The following is an 18,319-nucleotide window of genomic DNA, read 5'->3' as shown; positions in this document are numbered from 1 at the left end:
CTTCTACGTTGGACCGTATGTCGCGGATGACCATGGATGATCACCTGATGGCACGCATCGTGGCTTACATCGACCACCGCCTCGGGGATCCTGACCTGTGCCCGCCTTCCATCGCCGCAGCGCACTACCTGTCGATCCGGGGGCTCTACCGGATGTTCGAGGCTCGGGGGGTCTCGGCGGCGCGGTTCATCCGGTCACGCCGGTTGGAGCGTTGTAGGGCCGAACTGGTCTCGCCCTCCATGGCGGGGGTGCCCGTGGGGGTCATCGCTCAGCGGTGGGGGTTCCGGTCGTGCTCGCACTTCTCGCGGGTGTTCCTGGAGGAGTACGGGGAATCGCCGGCGGCCTACCGGAAGCGGTGGGCGGAGAGTGCCGCCGCCTGACGCGTGAGCCTCAGGCCCCCAGCGGCGGCACATTCCATTCGGCTCTCTCCTCGTCCGTGGTTCCCGGCTCCACGTCCCACAGCCGGAAACCCGTCATGTCCTCCACATATTGCGTTCCGTAGTGCTGCGGCAGGCCCTGGTGCATCAGCCACCGGTCCATCGCGGCGGCCGCGAGCCATTTGGACGGCCCATAGCCCGCCAGCGCGCTCAACCGCGCCAGCACATGAGCCAGATGGTGATGCTCGGCCAGCCCAGAATGCTGCAGCACCATCGCCACGTTGTAGTAATCGCGCGGCGACCGCACATGCCCGCTTCCCAGCAGTCGCATCGCCTTGGACCGCCGGGCCAGATCCCGGTCGAGATGTCCTTCGGCCGACACGCCGCCGACCCGATCCGCCTGGTCTTCGGCGAACAGGCGGATCAGCACCGGGTTGTCCGGGGAATGGGCGTCGGGAGCGGCCAGCCGGTCAAGGACCAACGGCAGGTTGAATCGTTCTCCGACCAACCGAGGGCTCGCCATGTTCCCAGTGTGAATCTTGTCTCAGGTGCCGTCGAGGGCGTCAGTCGTCCCAGTCGCGCTTGAACTTGATGATGCGCCCGTTGGAGACGGCGACATACACGTCGTACTCCCAGTTGCCCTTCTCGAGTTCGATTTTCCACGTCTTGTGGCCGTGCTCGTATTCGCGCTCGACATCGCTCACGTAAGCGCCGGGGACCTTCTTCTTCGCGATTTTCACGGCCTGCGCCTTGGTGGTCGCGGTGGCAGTGGCGGCGACGGCGGGGGTGGCGGCGGCGGTCAGGCCGAGAACGGTGACCGCGGCGACTGCCGCGTAGCGGATTCTCATGTCCTCAGCCTCGCGAAATGCGGGATATCGCCACGCTAAGACGTCACTAACGTCAGCACCACCCGCGCGCCGCCATGGGCCGATCTCTCCAACCGCATCTCCGGTACGGTCCGGCGCACGATGTCCAGGCCCAGTCCCGTCGACCCGGCTCCGCTGCGCCCGCGTTCCAGGGCGGACGGGCCGAAGCCGGGGCCGTCGTCCTCCACCACGAGGTCGGTGCCGGAAAGACGTACGGAGAAGGGAACCCCTTCGTCGGTGTGGGCGAACACGTTCTCGAAGAGCGCGTCCAGGGCCGCCGCGAGGTCGGGGGCCGAGATGGGCACCTCGACCGCTGATGGCGGAACCGACACCGCGAACGCGCGTTCCTGCTCCTCGGCCAGCACCGACCAGAACTCGGCCCGTTCCCGCACCACGAGAGCCGCGTCGCAGGAGCCCTTCTCCTGGGAGCGACGCCGCGCGTCCAGGATCACCGAGGTCACGGCCTTCTCCAGCGCGTCGACCCGGGCGGCGATGCGCTCGGCTTCAGCCGCGTCCTGAAGCGACTCGGCCTCCAGTCGGAGCCCGGTCAGGGGTGTGCGCAGCCGGTGGGAGAGGTCGGCGACGGTCTCCCGTTCCTCGGTCAGCAGTTCGCCGATGCGTCCGGCCAGGTGGTTGAGCGCCAGCCCCGCCGACCGTACCTCCGGCGGGCCGCCCGGGACCGCGCGGGCTTCCAGGTCGCCGCCGGCCAGCCGGTGTGACACCCGGGCCAGGGCGGTCATCGGGCGCGTGATCGCCACCGCCAGGCGGTCGGCGAGGGCCACGCCGAGGCCGATCAGCACGATCCCGAGCAGCAGCAGGCCGAGCCAGGTCTGCCCGACGCCGCGGGTCAGGTCGTCGGGCGTCAGCACGACCTGGACCACGCTCGTCCCGGCGGGCCCCTGCACCGCGACCAGGATCTCGCGGCCCCCGGAGGGGGAGACGGCGGTGAAACTGCGTCCGCGCCGGGCCAGTTCGACGGCCTCGGACACAGATTGCGTCCCGGGATGGAAGACGGCGATGTCGTGCCCGCCGGTCGCCTCGGACCTGCTGATCGTGAGGTTCAGGGTCGCCTCGTCGACCGTCCCGATCACCGCCGCCACCGACTGGGCCTCGGCGGTCGCCTGGGTGATCGCGCCGTTCTCGGCCGTCGCCCGCACCAGCAGGGCCAACGGCACCAGCATCGCCACCAGCACCAGCGAGGTCGTCGCGGCCACCAGGAGCGCGAGCCGCCGCCTCACGGTGACACCAGCTTGACCCCCACGCCGCGCATCGTGTGCAGGTAACGCGGCTCCTGGGCCGTCTCGCCGAGTTTCCGCCGCAGCCACGACAGGTGCACGTCAACGGTCTTGTCCGTGCCGCCGTACGGCAGTTGCCACACCTCGATGAGGAGCTCCCGTTTCGTCACCACGTGCCCGGCCCGGGACGCCAGATAGAGGAGCAGGTCGAACTCGCGCGGCGTCAGATCCAGGGTCCGCCCGTCCAGGGACGCCTCCCGGCCGCGCGGATCGACCCGCAGGCCGCCGACCGTGACCGTGGGGTCGTCGGCCACCGATCCGGTCCGCCGCAGCACCGCCCGCACCCGCGCGTCGAGCTGCGCCGCGGTGAACGGCTTCACCAGGTAGTCGTCGGCCCCGGCGTCGAGCACCCGGACCGACTCGGCGTCCCCGTCGCGCGCGGTCGCCACGATCACCGGCACCGCCGACACCGCGCGCAGCATGCGCAGCAGCTCGGACCCGTCGAGGTCGGGCAGTCCCAGGTCGAGGACCACCAGGTCGGGCCGGTCGTCAAGGGCCTGCCGCAATCCGTCCAGCGCGGACGACGCCGACGCGACGGCGTGTCCCTTGTCGCGGAGGGCGCGGACCAGCGCGGTCCGGATCGTCACGTCGTCTTCGATGAGCAGCAGACTGGCCATGGTGCCCGACAGGCTAGCCAATGCCCCATACGGGGGCGAAGCCCCTTATCGTCGCGTTAACCCGGCCTTAGCCCAGCACAGGGGATGGTGAGCGACATGGATCGGCGCTTCGTCTTCGCGGTCGCGGGCTGGCTGGTCGCGGCACTCGCGGCGACCGTCGCCGGCCTGGTCGTCATCGGCTCCTTCGGCGGCGCGTTCCGGGGGCCGGGCGACCAGTCGCTCTCGGCGGAGGCGGTCCGCCGCGAACTCGCCCTGCCCGCGCCCTCCATCGACCCGACCACCCCCCGCCCCACGGCCGCCGCGTCGGCGAGCCGGGTCGTGTCCACCGAAGGGGGCACAGCCGTCGTCTCCTGTACGGCGGGCCGCGCGCAACTCACCTCCTGGACCCCCGCCCAGGGCTGGCAGACCGACGACGTCGACCCCGGCCCCGACACCCAGGCCAAGGTCAAGTTCGAGTCGGGCGAGCTCGAGATCGAGGTGGAGACCCACTGCGAGGGTGACGTGCCGCGCACCGTCGTCAAGAACGACTGAGGTCAGAGCAGCCCGTCGACCAGCGCCTCGATCACCTCGTCGGTGGGGGTCTCCGGGTCGATAGGGATGGTGAGCCGGTCGAACAGCAGACCGTCGACGGCGTAGTGGAACAGCGCGATCTCCGCCGCGCCGCCCGGCAGGCTCGCCGCCTCGTTGTAGGCGACGTCGGCGCGGAACCCCTCCAGCAGGACCCCCCGCATCAGATCGGCGACCTCGGGCCGTCTCGCCGCCTCCAGCCGCAGCTCGAACCACGCCAGCGTGACCTCCGGATGCGCGCTCAACCGGCGCACGATGTCGCGCAGGTGGCGGGCGAACGACGCGCGGCCGGGCGGATGGGAGGCGAGTTCGGCGAGCACCTCGGGGGCGGGGGCGAAGCGTTCGCCGATCCGGGCGACCAGGCCTTCGAGCAGCTCGGCGCGGGAGCGGAAGTAGTTGGACGCCGTGCCGGTCGGGGCGCCGCACTCGGCGTCGATGGCGCGGTGGGTGAGACCGCGCGAGCCCTCCCGGGCCAGCACCCTGATGCCGGCGTCCGCCAGCTCCGCCCGTCGCCCCGCGTTCCGCGCCATGACAGCGAGAGTAGCGCAACCACGACAGCTGTAGTACTTTCGAAAAAGCAATCACTACAGCTGCTGTGGATGGAGAAAGAGATGCGAGAACTCACCTACTACGTCGCGGTCTCGCTCGACGGCCGGATCTCGGGCCCCGCCGACGACTTCTCGGCCTTCGCCGTCGAGGGCGACCACATCGAGATGATCAAGCGGGACTACCGCGACACCCTGCCGGAGGTGGGCCTGCGGATGCTCGGCCTCACCGCCGACGGTTCGCGGTTCGACACGACGCTGATGGGCTGGAACACCTACGCCGCGGGCTTCGAGCACACCCGCGACCCCTACCCGCACACCCGTCAGTACGTCTTCTCCCGCACCCGCGGCCCGGCCGACGTCCCCGACGGCATCACGCTCACCGGCGAGAACCCGGTCGACGTGGTCCGCAGGCTCAAGAAGGAGGAGGGCACCGGCATCTGGCTCTGCGGCGGCGGCGTGCTGGCCGGCGCGCTCGTCGGCGAGATCGACCGGATGGTCCTCAAGGTCAACCCGGTCGTGCTGCAGGACGGTGTGCCGCTCTTCGCCGCCCCTTATGCCCCGAGTGCCTTCCGGCTGGAGCGCAGCACGCCCTACGGGTCAGGCGTCGTGATCAACGAGTACGTTCACGCCTGAGGCTTGCAGATGTTCTGCGTCGCCGTGCGGGCCGCCGGGGTCGCCGCCGCCGACGGGGTCGGCGTGGAGGTCGGCACGGTCACCTTCTCGACCTTGTTGTTCTTCGTCCCGACGATGACCTCGATGCCCTCGACGTCGGCCTGGCGCATCTCCGAGCCCGGGAGCGCGGCGGCGACGGTCTTGGCCGAGTCTTCCCGCCCGGCGGCGTAGCGGACGAAGGTGTCGGTGTAGTCGCGCTTGGCCGTGTCGCCGGCCGTCGCGGGGACCAGGAAACCGGCGGCGAGCAGCGCGTCGCGGGTGCGGCCGCCGAGGCCCGTCTGCATCGTGCCGTTGAGGACCCTGATCTGGATGCGGTTCGGCGGGACCGACAGCGGGGTCGACCGGCTCAGCGTCGGAGTGGGCGACGCCGTGGTCGAGGGCTTGGCGGACGGCGACGGCTTGGCCGGCTTGGCCAGGTCTTCGTCTTTGTCGATGCGGCGGAACATCTCGGCGGCGGCGGTCTTGTCCCACAGCACCGCTGACTCACCCGTCGGGGTCGTGTAGTCGACGTCGGCGATCGGGACGGTCGCGAACGACACGTCGTCGGTCGACACGTCTTTGAGCTGGGTGGCCAGGTCGAGCATGTTGCTCGACAGTTCGTCGTCGACCGTGAGGGTGTTCAGGCTCGAGTTGACCAGGGCGCTCAGCTTGACCGGGTTGGTGAGGGTGCCGCCGCTGAGCGCCTGCTGGAGCATGGCCGAGATGACCTGCTGCTGGCGGTCGATGCGGTCGAGGTCGGAACGGGCGGTCGCGCGCGTGCGCGCGTACGCGAGAGCGTTGATGCCGTCGAGGTTGTGGGTGCCTGCCCCCAGGACGAGCTTGGTCTTGTCGTCGTCGATGGCGACCGGGGTGCAGACCGTGACGCCGCCGAGCGAGTCGACCACGTCGATGAAGCCCAGCACGTTGACCTCGACGTAGTGGTTGATCCGCATGCCGGTCGCCGCCTGCACGGCCCGGACGGCGAGCTTGGCGCCGCCGAACTGGTAGGCACTGTTGATCTTGTGGGTGCCCTGGCCGGGGATCTCGGTCCACGTGTCACGCGGGAGCGAGACCACTGTCACCTTCTTGTGGTCCTCCGAGACGTGCACGACCATCATCGTGTCGGTGCGCTGGCCGACCTCGCGGCCCAGGTGGAGCTGGTTCTGCTGGCGGCGCGAGAGGTTGTCGCGCTTGTCGACGCCGACCAGCAGGATGTTCATCGCGCCGCGCGAGGCCGATCCGGCGGTGCCGGCGTCGACCGAGGCGATGCGGCCGGACACGTAGTTGGGCAGCGCCCACGCGAAGCCGGAACCGACCAGCACCAGACTCGACAGAGTGCCGGTCAGGACGATCGAACGCATGCTCGCCCGGCGGTGCCGGCGGCCCTTGCGTGGGGCGGCGACTCGGACCCCTCCGTAGGCGTCCCCGCCCACGTGAACACCCGAGTCTTCCACGCGCTCCCCCTTTGAGGTTGCCGTCCACGCCCCCTCGTACAGTAGCGTGAGCGCAGCCATGAACCCCTTCCCCGACGCGCCCCCCACGGTCTCCGTCATCATGCCGGTGCTGAACGAAGAACGGCATCTACGCGAAGCGGTCCAGCAGGTCCTCGATCAGGACTATGCGGGCCCCATCGACGTGGTCCTGGCGGTGGGGCCCTCCCGTGACCGGACTCAACAGGTCGCCGACGCGCTCGCCGCGGCCGACCCCCGGGTGACCCTGGTGCCCAATCCCACGGGCCGCACCCCTCAGGCGCTCAACGCCGCGATCAACGCCTCCAAGGGCGAGGTGGTGGCCCGCTGCGACGGCCACGCCATGCTGCCGCGCGACTATGTGCGCACCGCCGTGGAGACCCTTCAGCAGACCGGTGCCGACAACGTCGGCGGCATCATGGCCGCCGAGGGCGTCAGCCCGTTCGAGAAGGCGGTCGCGCGGGCGATGACCTCGAAGATCGGGGTCGGCAACGCCGCGTTCCACGTCGGCGGCGAGGGCGGCCCGGCCGACACCGTCTATCTGGGCGTGTTCCGCCGCACCGCGCTCGAGCGCGTCGGCGGCTACGACGAACACTTCCAGCGCGCGCAGGACTGGGAGATGAACCACCGCATCCGGGCCACCGGCGGCCTCGTGTGGTTCCAGCCGCGCATGCGGGTCTCCTACCGGCCGCGCGCCACCGCCGGCGCCCTGGCCAGCCAATACTTCCACTACGGCCGCTGGCGGCGGGTCGTGGCCCGCACCCACCAGGGCACCATCAACCTGCGCTACCTGGCGCCGCCGATCGCCGTCACGGCGATCGTGCTGGGCCTGATCGCCGCGATCTTCTGGCCGCTCGCGCTGATCGTCCCGGTCGGCTACCTGCTGGCGATCGCCGCCGGTTCGGTGCTGACCGGCCGCGATCTCGAACCGGCCGCCCTGCTGCGCCTCCCGGTCGTCTACGCCACCATGCACATGTCATGGGGCGCCGGCTTCATCACCAGCCCGAAGCGGCTGCGCAAGAAGCAGGAGACGATCGGCTTACAGGACCTGTTTCATTAGTCCCTGCCGGTAGGCCTCGTCGACGGCCGCGGCGAACCGGGCCATCGGTTCGCCGTCGCCGAGCAGGTAGCCGCGCAGGCGGTGGCGGGCGTCGGCGAGTTCGTCCTCGCCCGGGTCCTTCGAGAGCTGGGCCAGGATCTCCGGGAGTTCCCGCAGGTCCTTCGACAGCAGGTAGGCGGCCCCGGCCGACGGATAGCGGGTGACGAACTCCGCGCGCTCCTTGCCGGCCACGTTGGTGACGACATAGGGCTTGCCCGAGGCCATGAAGTCGGCGACCACACTCGAGATGTCGCTGATCAGCAGGTCGGCGTCGTTGAAGCAGTCGTACAGGTTCGGGTTCGAACCCAGCACCACCGCGCCCGAGTCGGGGTGTTCGCGGCGCAGCCGTTCCAGGATCGCGCCGTGCGCCCGGCGGAAGGCCATCGACCGGTGCCCGGTCAGCGGGTGGGGCTTGTAGACGACCCTGACCCCTTCGGCGAGCAGCGCGTCGATCAGATAGGGCCCCATCGCCGCCACCGAACTGTGGAACAGGTCGTCGGTCCAGCCCTCCCACGTGGGGGCGTAGAGCACCGACCGCACCTGCGGCCCCTTCTCGCTGATCCCGGCCAGCTGCGGCCGTCCCACCTCGACGATCGCGTCGTCGCGCACCCCGACGTCGGCCCGCCGGTAGCGGTCGCGACCGGCCGGTCCGGCCACCCAGACCTGGTCATAGACCTTCGTGTACGGATTGAACGACGCCTCCTTGTCACTGTCGCCGTGGCCGACGAACACGCTCACCACACCCGGCACCCGCAGCATGTGGATGTTGTTGCCGACGTTGGAGGCGAACAGCGCCACCCGGGCGCTGTCGAGGCCGCGGAAGTTCATCATGTCCACGGCCGACGGGATGCACAGCACCGGCAGCGACGTCGGGGCCAGCGCATTGAACAGCGGCCGCTCCCGCAGCACGACCAGCGCCCGCCGGGGCAGCGCCTCCAGCACCGGCAGCCACATCGACGCCTGGTAGATGGCGTTGGCCGACCCGGAGAAGTACAGGATGACCTCGGGCTCGTAGGCCGTGACCTGGGCGTCGACCGTGTGGATCACCCGCCGTCTGTCGGCTATCGGCGCGGCCCGCCGCAGCTGCAGCCCGAGCACGGCCGTCACCACCGCCATGCAGGCCAGCGTCACCGTCATCCCCATGCTGGTCGGCCAGACCACCCCCGTCAGCCCCGACGCCGCCGCCAGCACGACCGGCGGGGCGTCGAAGTAGAGCAGCCGCGTGCCGCGCTGGCCGAGCAGTCGCTCCGGCGGCGCCTTCGGCAGCGCGACCTGGAGGTTGCGCGACTCGACCGGCCGCAGGTGGTGCCACCGGTGCAGGAACAGCGCCAGCCCGGTCTGCGTCGCCCGCATCGCGTGGAAGATGAACAGCCCGCCCGCCAGCAGCGTGAACGGCAGCCCGAGCCGGGCCAGCAGCAGCACCGCCGCCATCTCCCTGGCCAGGAACCGGACCGTCACCCCCAGGTGCACCCGGCTGAGCTGGTCGGCCGCCGCCTTCGGCAGCGCCAGTTCCGCTGTGTACGACACCAGCACCGCCACCGCGAACACCCACGGCACGGGGGCGAGCGCCGCCGCCACCAAAACCGGATACGAGCCCAGCACAATGCCTGTGACCAGGACTTTCTTCCCCATAGGGGAGGGTTACCCAGTCAGCCGCACATCGATCACCTGTCCGGTCAAAGGGGACACCAGCACATCGATGCTGGTCTCCGCCACGGCGTACGGAGAAAGGAGGGAGGTGGGCGGTTCGTCGCCGAACGCGCGCTGGCGCATCGGCGTGGCGGTGCGCTCGGGGTTGACGCAGTTGACCCGGATGCCGTGGGGCGCCCACTCGTCGGCCAGCGCCTGCGTCAGGTTGACCACGGCGGCCTTGGTGGAGGAGTAGAGGCTGTAGTCGGCCCGGCCGCGCGTGTAAGAGGACGAGGTGTAGAGCAGCAGGTGGCCCCGCGTCTCCGCGAGGTAGGTGAACGCCGCCCTGGCCACGTTGACCGGGCCCAGGTAGTTGACCCCGATCGTCTCGTCGACGGTCGTGAGGTCGGTGTCGGCCAGCTTGCCCATGTGGAGCACGGCGGCGGTGTTGACGACGTAGTCGATGCGGCCGGTGGCGGCGTACACCCCCTGGAGAGCCTCGGCCACCGCGACCGGATTCTGCACCGCGACCGCGCCGTGGGAGCGGGAGAAGACGTGGGTGTCGGCGCCGTGCTTGCGGGCCAGGTCGACGACGTCGGCGCCGATGCCGTAGGAGCCGCCGAAGACGACCACCACTTTGCCGGTCAGGTCGAGGCCGGGCTGCGGCTCGGGCGGGGTGGCGGCGGCGAGCTGGAAGAGCTTGTCGGCGATGTAGACGTCGACCGGGTGGGTCACCTTCATGTTGTGCTCGCTGCCGGGCACGATCGCGATCGGCACGTCGGGGCGGTAGCGCAGCATGACGCCGCAGTCGTCGGTGGCGGGCCGCTCGTCGAAGCCGGGGTCGGCCATCGCGCGCCGGTAGGCGTCGCGGATCACCGACAGCCGGAAACACTGCGGGGTCTGCCCGCGCCGCAGCCACGCGCGGTCGGGGATGTCACGGATGATCTCGCCCGAAGGACCGGGGACCGCGACCACGACCGTGTCGCTCGACGGGATGGCGACGTCGACCGCCTGGAACTCCTGCAGCTTCGCGACGCACTCGGCGATGATGCGGGGCTCGATCAGGGGACGCACGGCGTCGTGGAGCAGGACGTCGCATTCCTCGTCACCCAGGGAGGAAAGGGCCCGCCAGGTCGACTCGGTCCGGCTCGATCCTCCGTCGATGACCCTGCTGACCTTCGTGAAACCGTTACGCTCCACGAGCGCCCGAACCTCGTCACCGAACCCCGGGGTCATCAGCACGACGACCTCGTCGATGTCGGGATGGCCGTCGAAGACGGTCAGGGTGTGCTCCAGGATGGTCCGGCCCGCGATCTTGAGGAGCTGCTTCGGCGTGCCCAGCCCGACCCGCTGGCCGACACCTCCGGCCAGGACGACACCGACCGTGCGCAACCGTGATTCGATCATCTTGATCCTCCCCGCCCGCACGATACTTCTTGGGGCAGATTCCAAACGCGAGCCACGACCGGCCTCCGGCCGTCCGCGTCTCGCTTGCGCCACGGTGATTGCCCATTAGTGATCACTCGGTTACTTTTCGGGTTAGGGCGGGCGTCGAGCGAAGTGGGGTCTGACATGCAGGTTCAGCCCGACACGGTCACGCAGACCATGGCGGTCGTGCTGGCCAACACCCCTGCGGCCCGGCTGGCCTGCGACGGGGGCACCGTGCTCGGACGGCTCACCGAGCAGCTCACCTCTATTCCGGTCGCGGTCAGGGTGGTCGGCCGCGCGGGCGGCGACCTCGCCGACGACCTCGGGGAGATCGCCGTCGTGGCTCGCGCCGCGTCCGCGCCGCTGGCCATCATCTCAGGTGACGTGGTCGCCCACACCGAGGCCATCGCCGGATTGCTGGAGCACCCGTCCCGGGGCACCGGCGCGCTGGTCGGGCCTCCTGATCCGGGCGCCGGTCCGGTGAGAGCCGAGAACGACCGGGTCGTCGCCGCCGGGAACTCCTTCCACCAGCTCGTCGAAGCCAACGCGTCCTTCCTCGGCGTGCTCCACGTGGGCGCCGCCGACCTGCCCTCGCTGGCCGCCGTCGCGGCCGAGCTGAGCGAGCTGGCCGGAGACGGGCTGCTCGGCGAGGCCCGCGACGACGAGGCCGCCGACCTGCTGCTGGCCGGGCTGGTGCGCTCGGGGGTGCCCGTCGCGGCGGTGCCGCTCGGCAGGCTGCACGCCGAACGGGTGGCCGGGCAGGAGGCCGCCGACGCGGCGTTCGGCCGGCTCGGCGCGGTCGACGAGGAGCGCGCCCGGCTCGACGCGGCGGTCAAACAGGACGACGGCTTCTTCTCCACCTACGCCGTCAGCACCTGGTCGCGCCACGTCGTGAAGGCGGCGGCGTGGCTGCGGGTGACGCCCAACGGGGTGACCGGCATCTCGGTCGGCCTGGCCGTGATGGCCGCGATCTGGTTCTCCATGGGGAACCGGGGCGCCCAGGTCGCCGGGGCGGTCGCGCTCTACCTGTCGTTCGTGCTCGACTGCGTCGACGGGCAGCTGGCCCGCTACACGCGGCGCTTCTCCCCGATCGGGGCCTGGCTCGACGCGACGTTCGACCGGGTCAAGGAGTATGTGGTCTACGTCGGGCTGGCCATCGGCTACAGCGGGGGAGCGGTCGGCGGGCTCACCGGCCCCGACGACATCTGGGCCCTGGCGGTCGCCGCGATGCTGCTGCAGGCGATCCGGCACATGGTCGACTTCTCGTACGCGGGTGCGGTCGCCGACGCCGCGAAGGTCGGCTCGGCCTGGGGGAACTCCCGCCGGTCGCTGGCCGTGGCCGCCGACGGGGCCCGGCTGGTGCAGCTGGCCGGCAAGTTCGAGAAGGGCACCGCCACCCGCTGGGCCAAGAAGATCATCGTGCTGCCGATCGGCGAGCGCATGGCGCTCATCGCGATCACGGCGGCGTTCTTCAACGCCCACGTCACGTTCGTCGCACTGCTGGTCTGGGGCGGGATCGCCGCCCTCTACACGCTCACCGGGCGGATCGCGAGGTCACTTTGACGACGACGACGCACATCGTCCCGGTACCCGCAGGGCACGTGGTCGCCTACCGCGACGACGGCCCTCTCTCCGGCGCGATGGGCACGATGGTCTCCGGCCAGATCCCGCCGCTGCCCCCGGCCCTGGCGGGCATGTTCGTGACGGGGGTGCTGCTGGCGCTCGGCATCGCCGGCACCGACGGCCCGGCGGTCTTCGCCCCGGCGGTCGCGCTGCTGCTGGCCGGTCCGGGCTCCTCCCACCGGCACGACGGCCGGCTCGACTGGCTGGTGCCGCCGATCCTGCGGATCACCGAATACGGCTTCGTGGCCATGGTCGGGTTCGCCCACGGGGTGCCCCCGGTGATCATCTTCCTCTTGCTCGGCGCTATTCTCTTCCACCATTACGACCTTGTTTACCGGGTTCGCCAGCACGTCTATCCGCCGGCCTGGCTGGCGGCGGCCGGATTCGGCTGGGAGGGCCGGATGCTCGTGGTCGCCGCGGGCGCCTGGTTCGAGGGGGTCACGGCGGTGTTCGTGCTCCTGGCTCTCTACCTGTGGGGAATGTTCGGCTGGGAGAGTGTGACCTGCTGGCTGGCCGCCCCGCGTTCCGGGACAGAGGCCGCCAATCTCGGCATCAACGATTAATCTGAACAACAGCCCTCAACCGGATTACACGTTCGGGTCCGGTTGGCAACTAACCTGTGGGGTTACACGCAGTTCGACCTCAAGGAGCGCACGTTGCTGGGAATGGTGCTGGCCGCTGGAGCCGGCCGCCGTCTAAGGCCCTACACCGACACTCTGCCCAAGGCGCTGGTGCCGGTCGACGGGGAGACGACGATCCTGGACATCGCGCTGGGCAACCTCGCCGCGGTGGACCTCCGCGAGGTCGTGGTGATCGTGGGCTACCAGGCGCAGGCCGTCGTCGACCGCAAGGCGGCGCTGGAAGACCGTCACGGTGTGAACCTGACGCTGGTCTTCAACGACAAGGCCGAAGAGTGGAACAACGCCTACTCCCTGTGGTGCGCCCGAGACTACTTCTCGAACGGCGTGCTGCTGGTGAACGGCGACACCGTCCACCCCGTCTCCGTTGAGCACACCCTGCTGAACGCCCCCGAGACCAGCGACGTGCTGCTCGCGGTCGACGACGTGAAGACGCTGGGCGACGAGGAGATGAAGGTCACCCTCGGCGGTGAGCAGCTGAAGCGCATCACCAAGCTGATGGAACCTTCCGAGGCCTATGGCGAGTACATTGGCGCCACCCTCATCCGGCCGGGCGCCGCCGAACGCCTGTCCGACGCGCTGCGGACCACCTTCGAGCGCGATCCCCAGCTCTACTACGAAGACGGCTACCAGGAGATGGTGGAGCGCGGCGAGACCATCCACGTCGCGCCGATCGGCGACGTGCGCTGGGTCGAGGTCGACAACCACGACGATCTGGCCAAGGCCCGCGTCATCGCCACGACCTACTGAGAGGGGGGCACATGCCAATTTTGGCGAGGATGCTCCCCGCCCCCATCACGATGGAAGTACGCCGGGGCGCCATCGCGCAGCTCGGGTCGCTGCTGTCCGACAGCCGGGTGGCGACCTCGGGCCGGGTGGCGGTGGCCGTCGGCGCGGGCCTCGGCGACCGCATCACCAAGGTCATCGCTCCCTCGCTCGGCGACGCCGAGGTCTTCCGGGTGCCCGACGGCTCGGTCGACGCCGCCGTCGCCCTCGGAGCCGACCTGCGCAAGGGCGCCTACGAGGCGCTGGTGGGCATCGGCGGCGGCCGGACCATCGACGTCACCAAATACGCCGCCTCGCTGGCCGGAATCCCCATGGTCGCCGTGGCGACCAACCTGGCCCACGACGGCATCTGCTCACCGGTGGCCTCGCTCACCCACGAGGGCGGCAAGGGCTCGTTCGGCGTGCCGATGCCGCTGGCCATCATGATCGACCTCGACTTCGTCCACGACGCCCCGAAGGCGCTGGTGCGCTCGGGGGTCGGCGACGTGATCAGCAACCTGTCGGCCATCGAAGACTGGCAGCTCGGCAACGCCGAGCGCGGTGAGCCGATCGACGGGCTGGCCTGTTCGATGGCGCGCACGGCCGCCGAGGCCATCATCGGGAGGCGTGACTCCATCGAGTCCGACGCGTTCCTGACCGTCTTGGCCGAGGCGTTGATTCTTTCCGGCATGTCGATGGTCATCGCCGGGTCAAGCCGGCCCACCAGTGGCGGTGATCATGAAATCATGCATGCCGTGGACCAGCTCTTCCCCGGTACCTCCAACCACGGTGAGCTGGCCGGAATCGGCGCGGCCTTCTGCTATTACCTGCGGGAGGACGAAGCGCGGTTCGGCCAGGTCGTCGCGTGCCTGCGCGGGCACGAGCTTCCCCTGACCCATGGTGACATCGGCCTGACCTCCGACCAGTTCGTCGAGGCCGTCATGCTGGCCCCGTCGACCCGTCCGGGGCGGTTCACCATCCTGGAACACCTGCGTCTTTCCGAGTCCGAGATCCGTGATCGAGTTGAGGGTTATGTCCACGCCGTCGGTCGCTGAGGTTCGCGCCAAGGCGCAGCCCGAAATGACCCTTGAGCGCCGCAACGGTGAACACTGGGCCGGCCTGCTCTACATGCGCAAGTTGTCCATCTACGTCACCTGGGCGCTGGCCAAGACCCCCATCACCCCCAACCAGGTCACGGGTCTGATGATCGTGACCGGCGTGGGGGCGGGCGCGGTGCTGGTTCTGCCCGGACTGGCCGCCGCCGTGCTGGCCGCCCTGCTGGTGCAGCTCTACCTGCTGCTCGACTGTTCCGACGGCGAACTCGCCCGCTGGACCGGCCGCACCTCCCTGACCGGGGTCTACCTCGACCGGGTGGGCCACTACTTCGCCGAGGCCGCGATCCTCATCGGCCTGGGCTTCCGGGCCTCCGAGGTGTGGCCCGACTGGTACACCGTGCTCGGGTTCGCCGCCGCTCTCGGCGCGATCCTGATCAAGGCGGAGACCGACCTGGTCGACGTCGCGCGGGCCCGGTCGGGGCTGATCGCGGCGACCGAGGTCTCGGGCACCCAGTTCCAGTCGCGCAAGCTGGCCATGGCCCGGCGGGCCGCGGCGGCGCTGCGGTTCCACCGGGTGATCCAGGCAGTGGAGTTGTCACTCATCGTGGTGGTGGCGGCCGTGCTCGACTTCTGGTTCCCGGCGACCCGTATTCTCGTCGTGGCGTGCGCGATCATCGGTGCGGTGCAACTTATTCTGCACTTGGTGAGCATCCTCGCCTCCCGGCGGCTCGCTTGAGTTTTGCGGCGATCTCTCTTGCCCGGACACTTCGCGTTTGGTGGGTGTTCGCCGCTGGTTCCGATACGCTTAGTCCGGATTTGCCCACCCAAAAAGACTCGGTGATCATGAAATCGTGTGTCTCCCACCTCGCGCCGGGGCGATGACGCATGAAGATTTCCTGCGTCATCCTCACGATGGGTAACCGCATCCCGGAGCTTGACCGCGCCGTCGAATCGGCGTTGACGCAGGTCGATGGTGATATCGAAGTTGTGGTTGTGGGCAACGGGGTTGACGTTCCGCCGCTGAACGTGGAGCCCCAGCCGGGTTCCTCAGCGGTCGTGAAGACCGTCCGCCTCGACCACAACGTGGGCATCCCCGAGGGGCGCAACCGGGGCACGCAGGAGTGCTCGGGCGACGTCGTGCTCTTCCTCGACGACGACGGCTGGTATGCCAACGACAAGGTCGCCGCGCACGTCCGCGAGCGTTTCGCGGCCGAGCCCGACCTCGCGGTGATCTCCTTCCGCGTGATGGACCCCGACGGCGGGATCGTGCAGCGCCGCCACGTCCCGCGCCTGCGGGCCGGCGACCCCGAGCGGAGCTCGCCCGTGACGACGTTCCTGGGCGGTGCCTGCGCCATCAGGCGATCGGCGTTCCTCCAGGTCGGCGGCCTGCCGGAGAAGTTCTTCTACGCGCACGAGGAGACCGACCTGGCCTGGCGGCTGCTCGGCGAGGGCTACCGGATCGAATACGACGCCGAGACGGTCATGTTCCACCCGCTCGTGCTGCCGACCCGCCACGCCGACTTCTACCGGCTCAACGCGCGCAACCGCGTCTGGCTGGCCCGGCGCAACCTGCCGTGGCCGCTGGTGCTGGCCTACCTGGGCAACTGGATGCTGCTGACCCTCCTGCGCGACCGCTCGCCGTTCGCGCTGCGCGCCTGGTTCCGCGGCTTCGCCGAAGGCTGGCGGGAGCCCGCGGGCGAACGCCGCCCGATGGCGTGGCGGACGGCCTGGCACATGCTCAAGCTCGGCCGCCCGCCGATCGTCTAGAAGGCCTTCCCGAAGCTCATGGCGACGTGTGCGGCCGTCATGGAGGTCAGCGCCCGCTTCGGCAGCCCCAGTTCGCTGAGTTCCTTGGCGATCGGGTGGTTGCCCAGCCGGATCAGCGCGCCGCCCGGCCGGGCCCGCACACCGCTCGCCTTCACACTCCAGCCGGTACGCCGCGTCACGCCGTCCCGCTGCGCGAACGCCTCCAGCGCCGGCAGCCCCGCCTTCAGCACGGGCACACCGGGCCGCAGCAGGATGTCGAGCACCAGCCGCCCGTCCTTACGCAGCACACAGCGCTTGAAGGGCGTCTTCTGGCGCACGTCGATGTCGGCCAGCTCTTTCGGGAAGCCCCAGATCTCCCGGCCCGCCTCCAGCGTGAACGTCTGGTCGACCGGCAGCCAGTGGACGAAGGCGGCCGACCCGCTGGCCCGGATGTCGAGCACGCCGGCCCGCGCCGAACGTCGAGGCGGTGGCCCGGCCTCCGGCGGACGGACCCAGAAGATGACCCCGAACTCGTGGTAGGACCCCAGGTCGGAGTCCTTGTAGTCGGCGAAGAGCAGCGTGCACAGCGCCTTCCCCGGGAGGATCTCGGTCACGTCGAGCCCCGAGTAGGCGATCACCGCACGGGCCGCGTCGGCCCGCACGAGATAGGTCGCCGCGCCCGCCGCCGCGTCCCTGACCTCCACCGGAAGGTCCACCCGGCGGCCCTGGATGAGATGGCTAGCCATAAGACCAGTACATCAACGTAGAGGCCAAGCCGTACAGCCTCAGACCGCTACGGCGCGGTGCCCGCCGCGGACCGGCACCCTGCTGTGGGCCGAGGCCCAGTTCTCCAGCAGGCCGACGAACTCGGGCGCCCGGTCGGGCCAGTGGTAGGAGGCGCGCGCTTCGGCGTGGCCCTCGGCGGCGATCTTCGTGCGGCGTGCGGGGTCGTCGCGGAGCTCCAGCACCGCCCGGTAGGCCGCTTGGACGTCGCCGAACGGCACGACCGTGCCGCAGCCCTTCATGGCCTCCACGGCCTTCGGGAGCGGCGTCGTGATCACCGGCACGCCCTGGGCCATGTACTCGATCACCTTGGTCGGCATCGACTCGCGGTAGTTCGGCACGTCGTGCAGCAGCGACAGGCCGGCCAGGGCGCCCTGGGCCATCCGCAGGGCGTGGCGGTTGGGGACGTACCCGAACCAGTCGAGCAGCCCGGTCCGCTGCGCGTCACGCAGCATCGGCCGCACGTCAGCGTCGGCGGGGCCGATCAGGTCGAGCCTGATCCCGTGGGGCCGCAGCAGCCGGGCCAGTTCGATCATCTCGGCGGCGCCGCGCGCCTCGGAGATGTGGCCGACGTACACGACCCGGGACTCGCCCGGCGGCGGTGGCGCGACCTCGGCGACGTAGGTGTGGTTGGGCACCACCGGATGGTCCTTGGCGAACCGGTCGCGGTAGGACTCCTCGGCCAGGATCAGGTGCAGGCGCCGCTCCGCGCGCGCCTCCAGGTTCCGCAGCAGCGGCGGGAGGGTGGTGCGCGCGAAGTCCGGCAGGTACGGCTTCGCGTCGAGCGCGGCGACCGTGTCCTCGTGCACGTCCCACACCGTCACCGGACGCCGCCTCGGCAGCGCCAGGAGCAGTTCGATGTCGTGCACCAGCAGAAGGTCGGCGTCGGCGCAGCCACGCTTCAGCGCGCTCTTCGCCGCCCGCAGCGCCTTGGCCCGGTGCAGCCCGACGGCCCGGGGCACGTCGATCGCCCGGATGCCCGGCTGCGGAGTCACGTTGCAGTGCGTGAACGGCGCCACGTACGTGACCTCATGGCCCGCGTCGAGCAGCGCCCGGATCTGCCGGTGCATGATCCGGGCGTCCTCCGGATGATGGACGACCGTGCCGACACATACCTTCATGGAGTGAGGCTGACCGGCAGGTCCGACATGCCCGGATGCGGG

The 18,319-nt window shown here is 70.2% G+C and carries 20 protein-coding genes; 10 read left to right on the top strand and 10 right to left on the bottom strand.

The window, feature by feature from the left end:
* The first annotated feature begins 47 nt into the window (after positions 1-47).
* Positions 48-380, top strand: coding sequence for a helix-turn-helix domain-containing protein (locus AW272_RS31775; protein ID WP_169807669.1), 333 nt, complete (start codon positions 48-50; stop codon positions 378-380).
* Between the two features lie 10 nt (positions 381-390).
* Here AW272_RS31775 and AW272_RS31770 read toward each other — a convergent pair whose 3' ends face one another.
* From AW272_RS31770 to AW272_RS31755, 4 genes are read right to left on the bottom strand one after another with little or no spacing between them, the layout of a single operon-like run.
* Positions 391-900 (bottom strand): hypothetical protein, encoded by a 510-nt coding sequence (locus AW272_RS31770; protein WP_157518928.1) that lies wholly within the window; start codon positions 898-900, stop codon positions 391-393.
* A 40-nt stretch (positions 901-940) separates the two neighbouring features.
* Entirely contained in the window at positions 941-1,225 is a 285-nt protein-coding gene (locus AW272_RS31765) for a PepSY domain-containing protein (protein ID WP_066373034.1), read from the bottom strand.
* A gap of 35 nt (positions 1,226-1,260) precedes the next feature.
* Positions 1,261-2,481: a sensor histidine kinase gene (locus AW272_RS31760; RefSeq protein WP_066373032.1), complete on the bottom strand. Its 1,221-nt coding sequence runs from the start codon at positions 2,479-2,481 to the stop codon at positions 1,261-1,263.
* Positions 2,478-3,155, bottom strand: a complete 678-nt coding sequence (locus tag AW272_RS31755; protein WP_066373031.1) for a response regulator transcription factor — start codon at positions 3,153-3,155, stop codon at positions 2,478-2,480. Before AW272_RS31755 ends, AW272_RS31760 begins: the two co-directional genes overlap by 4 nt.
* Positions 3,156-3,251: 96 nt before the next feature.
* Between AW272_RS31755 and AW272_RS31750 the strand changes: the two genes are divergently transcribed.
* On the top strand, positions 3,252-3,686 hold the full coding sequence (locus tag AW272_RS31750) for a hypothetical protein (RefSeq protein WP_066373030.1): 435 nt from the start codon (positions 3,252-3,254) through the stop codon (positions 3,684-3,686).
* Between the two features lie 2 nt (positions 3,687-3,688).
* On the opposite strand, the gene AW272_RS31745 is transcribed toward AW272_RS31750, so the two are convergent.
* Entirely contained in the window at positions 3,689-4,252 is a 564-nt protein-coding gene (locus tag AW272_RS31745) for a TetR/AcrR family transcriptional regulator (RefSeq protein ID WP_066373029.1), read from the bottom strand.
* 81 nt (positions 4,253-4,333) lie between these two features.
* On the opposite strand from AW272_RS31745, the gene AW272_RS31740 reads away from it, so the two are divergent.
* A complete protein-coding gene (locus tag AW272_RS31740) occupies positions 4,334-4,903 on the top strand; it encodes a dihydrofolate reductase family protein (RefSeq protein WP_066373132.1) in 570 nt (189 codons plus the stop codon).
* On the opposite strand, the gene AW272_RS31735 is transcribed toward AW272_RS31740, so the two are convergent.
* Complete coding sequence (locus tag AW272_RS31735; protein ID WP_245657822.1) at positions 4,894-6,375, bottom strand: LCP family protein; 1,482 nt, start codon at positions 6,373-6,375, stop codon at positions 4,894-4,896. The two genes, AW272_RS31740 and AW272_RS31735, sit on opposite strands and share 10 nt — an antisense overlap.
* Positions 6,376-6,433: 58 nt before the next feature.
* Here AW272_RS31735 and AW272_RS31730 point away from each other — a divergent pair, with 58 nt between their 5' ends.
* Positions 6,434-7,450 carry a glycosyltransferase family 2 protein gene (locus tag AW272_RS31730; protein WP_083958908.1) on the top strand — a complete coding sequence of 339 codons (1,017 nt, stop codon included), beginning with the start codon at positions 6,434-6,436 and terminating at the stop codon, positions 7,448-7,450.
* Here AW272_RS31730 and AW272_RS31725 read toward each other — a convergent pair.
* Together AW272_RS31725 and AW272_RS31720 are read right to left on the bottom strand one after the other, a co-directional pair.
* Positions 7,430-9,121 carry a CDP-glycerol glycerophosphotransferase family protein gene (locus AW272_RS31725; RefSeq protein WP_066373025.1) on the bottom strand — a complete coding sequence of 564 codons (1,692 nt, stop codon included), beginning with the start codon at positions 9,119-9,121 and terminating at the stop codon, positions 7,430-7,432. The genes AW272_RS31730 and AW272_RS31725 overlap by 21 nt on opposite strands.
* A 9-nt stretch (positions 9,122-9,130) precedes the next feature.
* A complete protein-coding gene (locus AW272_RS31720) occupies positions 9,131-10,525 on the bottom strand; it encodes a bifunctional cytidylyltransferase/SDR family oxidoreductase (protein WP_066373127.1) in 1,395 nt (464 codons plus the stop codon).
* Positions 10,526-10,690: 165 nt separating this feature from the next.
* Here AW272_RS31720 and AW272_RS45765 point away from each other — a divergent pair, with 165 nt between their 5' ends.
* The 6 genes from AW272_RS45765 to AW272_RS31690 all read left to right on the top strand — a co-directional run bounded on the left by AW272_RS45765 (position 10,691) and on the right by AW272_RS31690 (position 16,394).
* On the top strand, positions 10,691-12,109 hold the full coding sequence (locus AW272_RS45765) for a CDP-alcohol phosphatidyltransferase family protein (RefSeq protein WP_066373024.1): 1,419 nt from the start codon (positions 10,691-10,693) through the stop codon (positions 12,107-12,109).
* Positions 12,106-12,732: a DUF5941 domain-containing protein gene (locus tag AW272_RS45760; protein WP_083958906.1), complete on the top strand. Its 627-nt coding sequence runs from the start codon at positions 12,106-12,108 to the stop codon at positions 12,730-12,732. Before AW272_RS45765 ends, AW272_RS45760 begins: the two co-directional genes overlap by 4 nt.
* A 93-nt stretch (positions 12,733-12,825) precedes the next feature.
* Positions 12,826-13,557, top strand: coding sequence for a phosphocholine cytidylyltransferase family protein (locus AW272_RS31705; RefSeq protein WP_066373124.1), 732 nt, complete (start codon positions 12,826-12,828; stop codon positions 13,555-13,557).
* Between the two features lie 29 nt (positions 13,558-13,586).
* Positions 13,587-14,627 carry an iron-containing alcohol dehydrogenase family protein gene (locus AW272_RS31700; RefSeq protein WP_066373022.1) on the top strand — a complete coding sequence of 347 codons (1,041 nt, stop codon included), beginning with the start codon at positions 13,587-13,589 and terminating at the stop codon, positions 14,625-14,627.
* Complete coding sequence (locus AW272_RS31695) at positions 14,605-15,363, top strand: CDP-alcohol phosphatidyltransferase family protein (protein WP_066373021.1); 759 nt, start codon at positions 14,605-14,607, stop codon at positions 15,361-15,363. Before AW272_RS31700 ends, AW272_RS31695 begins: the two co-directional genes overlap by 23 nt.
* A gap of 149 nt (positions 15,364-15,512) precedes the next feature.
* Positions 15,513-16,394: a glycosyltransferase family 2 protein gene (locus tag AW272_RS31690; protein WP_066373020.1), complete on the top strand. Its 882-nt coding sequence runs from the start codon at positions 15,513-15,515 to the stop codon at positions 16,392-16,394.
* On the opposite strand, the gene AW272_RS31685 is transcribed toward AW272_RS31690, so the two are convergent.
* Both AW272_RS31685 and AW272_RS31680 read right to left on the bottom strand, forming a co-directional pair.
* On the bottom strand, positions 16,391-17,119 hold the full coding sequence (locus tag AW272_RS31685) for an acetoacetate decarboxylase family protein (RefSeq protein ID WP_066373019.1): 729 nt from the start codon (positions 17,117-17,119) through the stop codon (positions 16,391-16,393). The genes AW272_RS31690 and AW272_RS31685 overlap by 4 nt on opposite strands.
* A 39-nt stretch (positions 17,120-17,158) precedes the next feature.
* Positions 17,159-18,277, bottom strand: a complete 1,119-nt coding sequence (locus tag AW272_RS31680; protein ID WP_066373017.1) for a glycosyltransferase family 4 protein — start codon at positions 18,275-18,277, stop codon at positions 17,159-17,161.
* Positions 18,278-18,319 lie beyond the last annotated feature (42 nt).

The sequence above is a fragment of the Herbidospora mongoliensis genome (assembly GCF_001570545.1).
Classification (GTDB): domain Bacteria; phylum Actinomycetota; class Actinomycetes; order Streptosporangiales; family Streptosporangiaceae; genus Herbidospora; species Herbidospora mongoliensis.
Note: the sequence above shows the minus strand (reverse complement) of the source record. Positions and strands in the feature narration are given on the sequence as shown.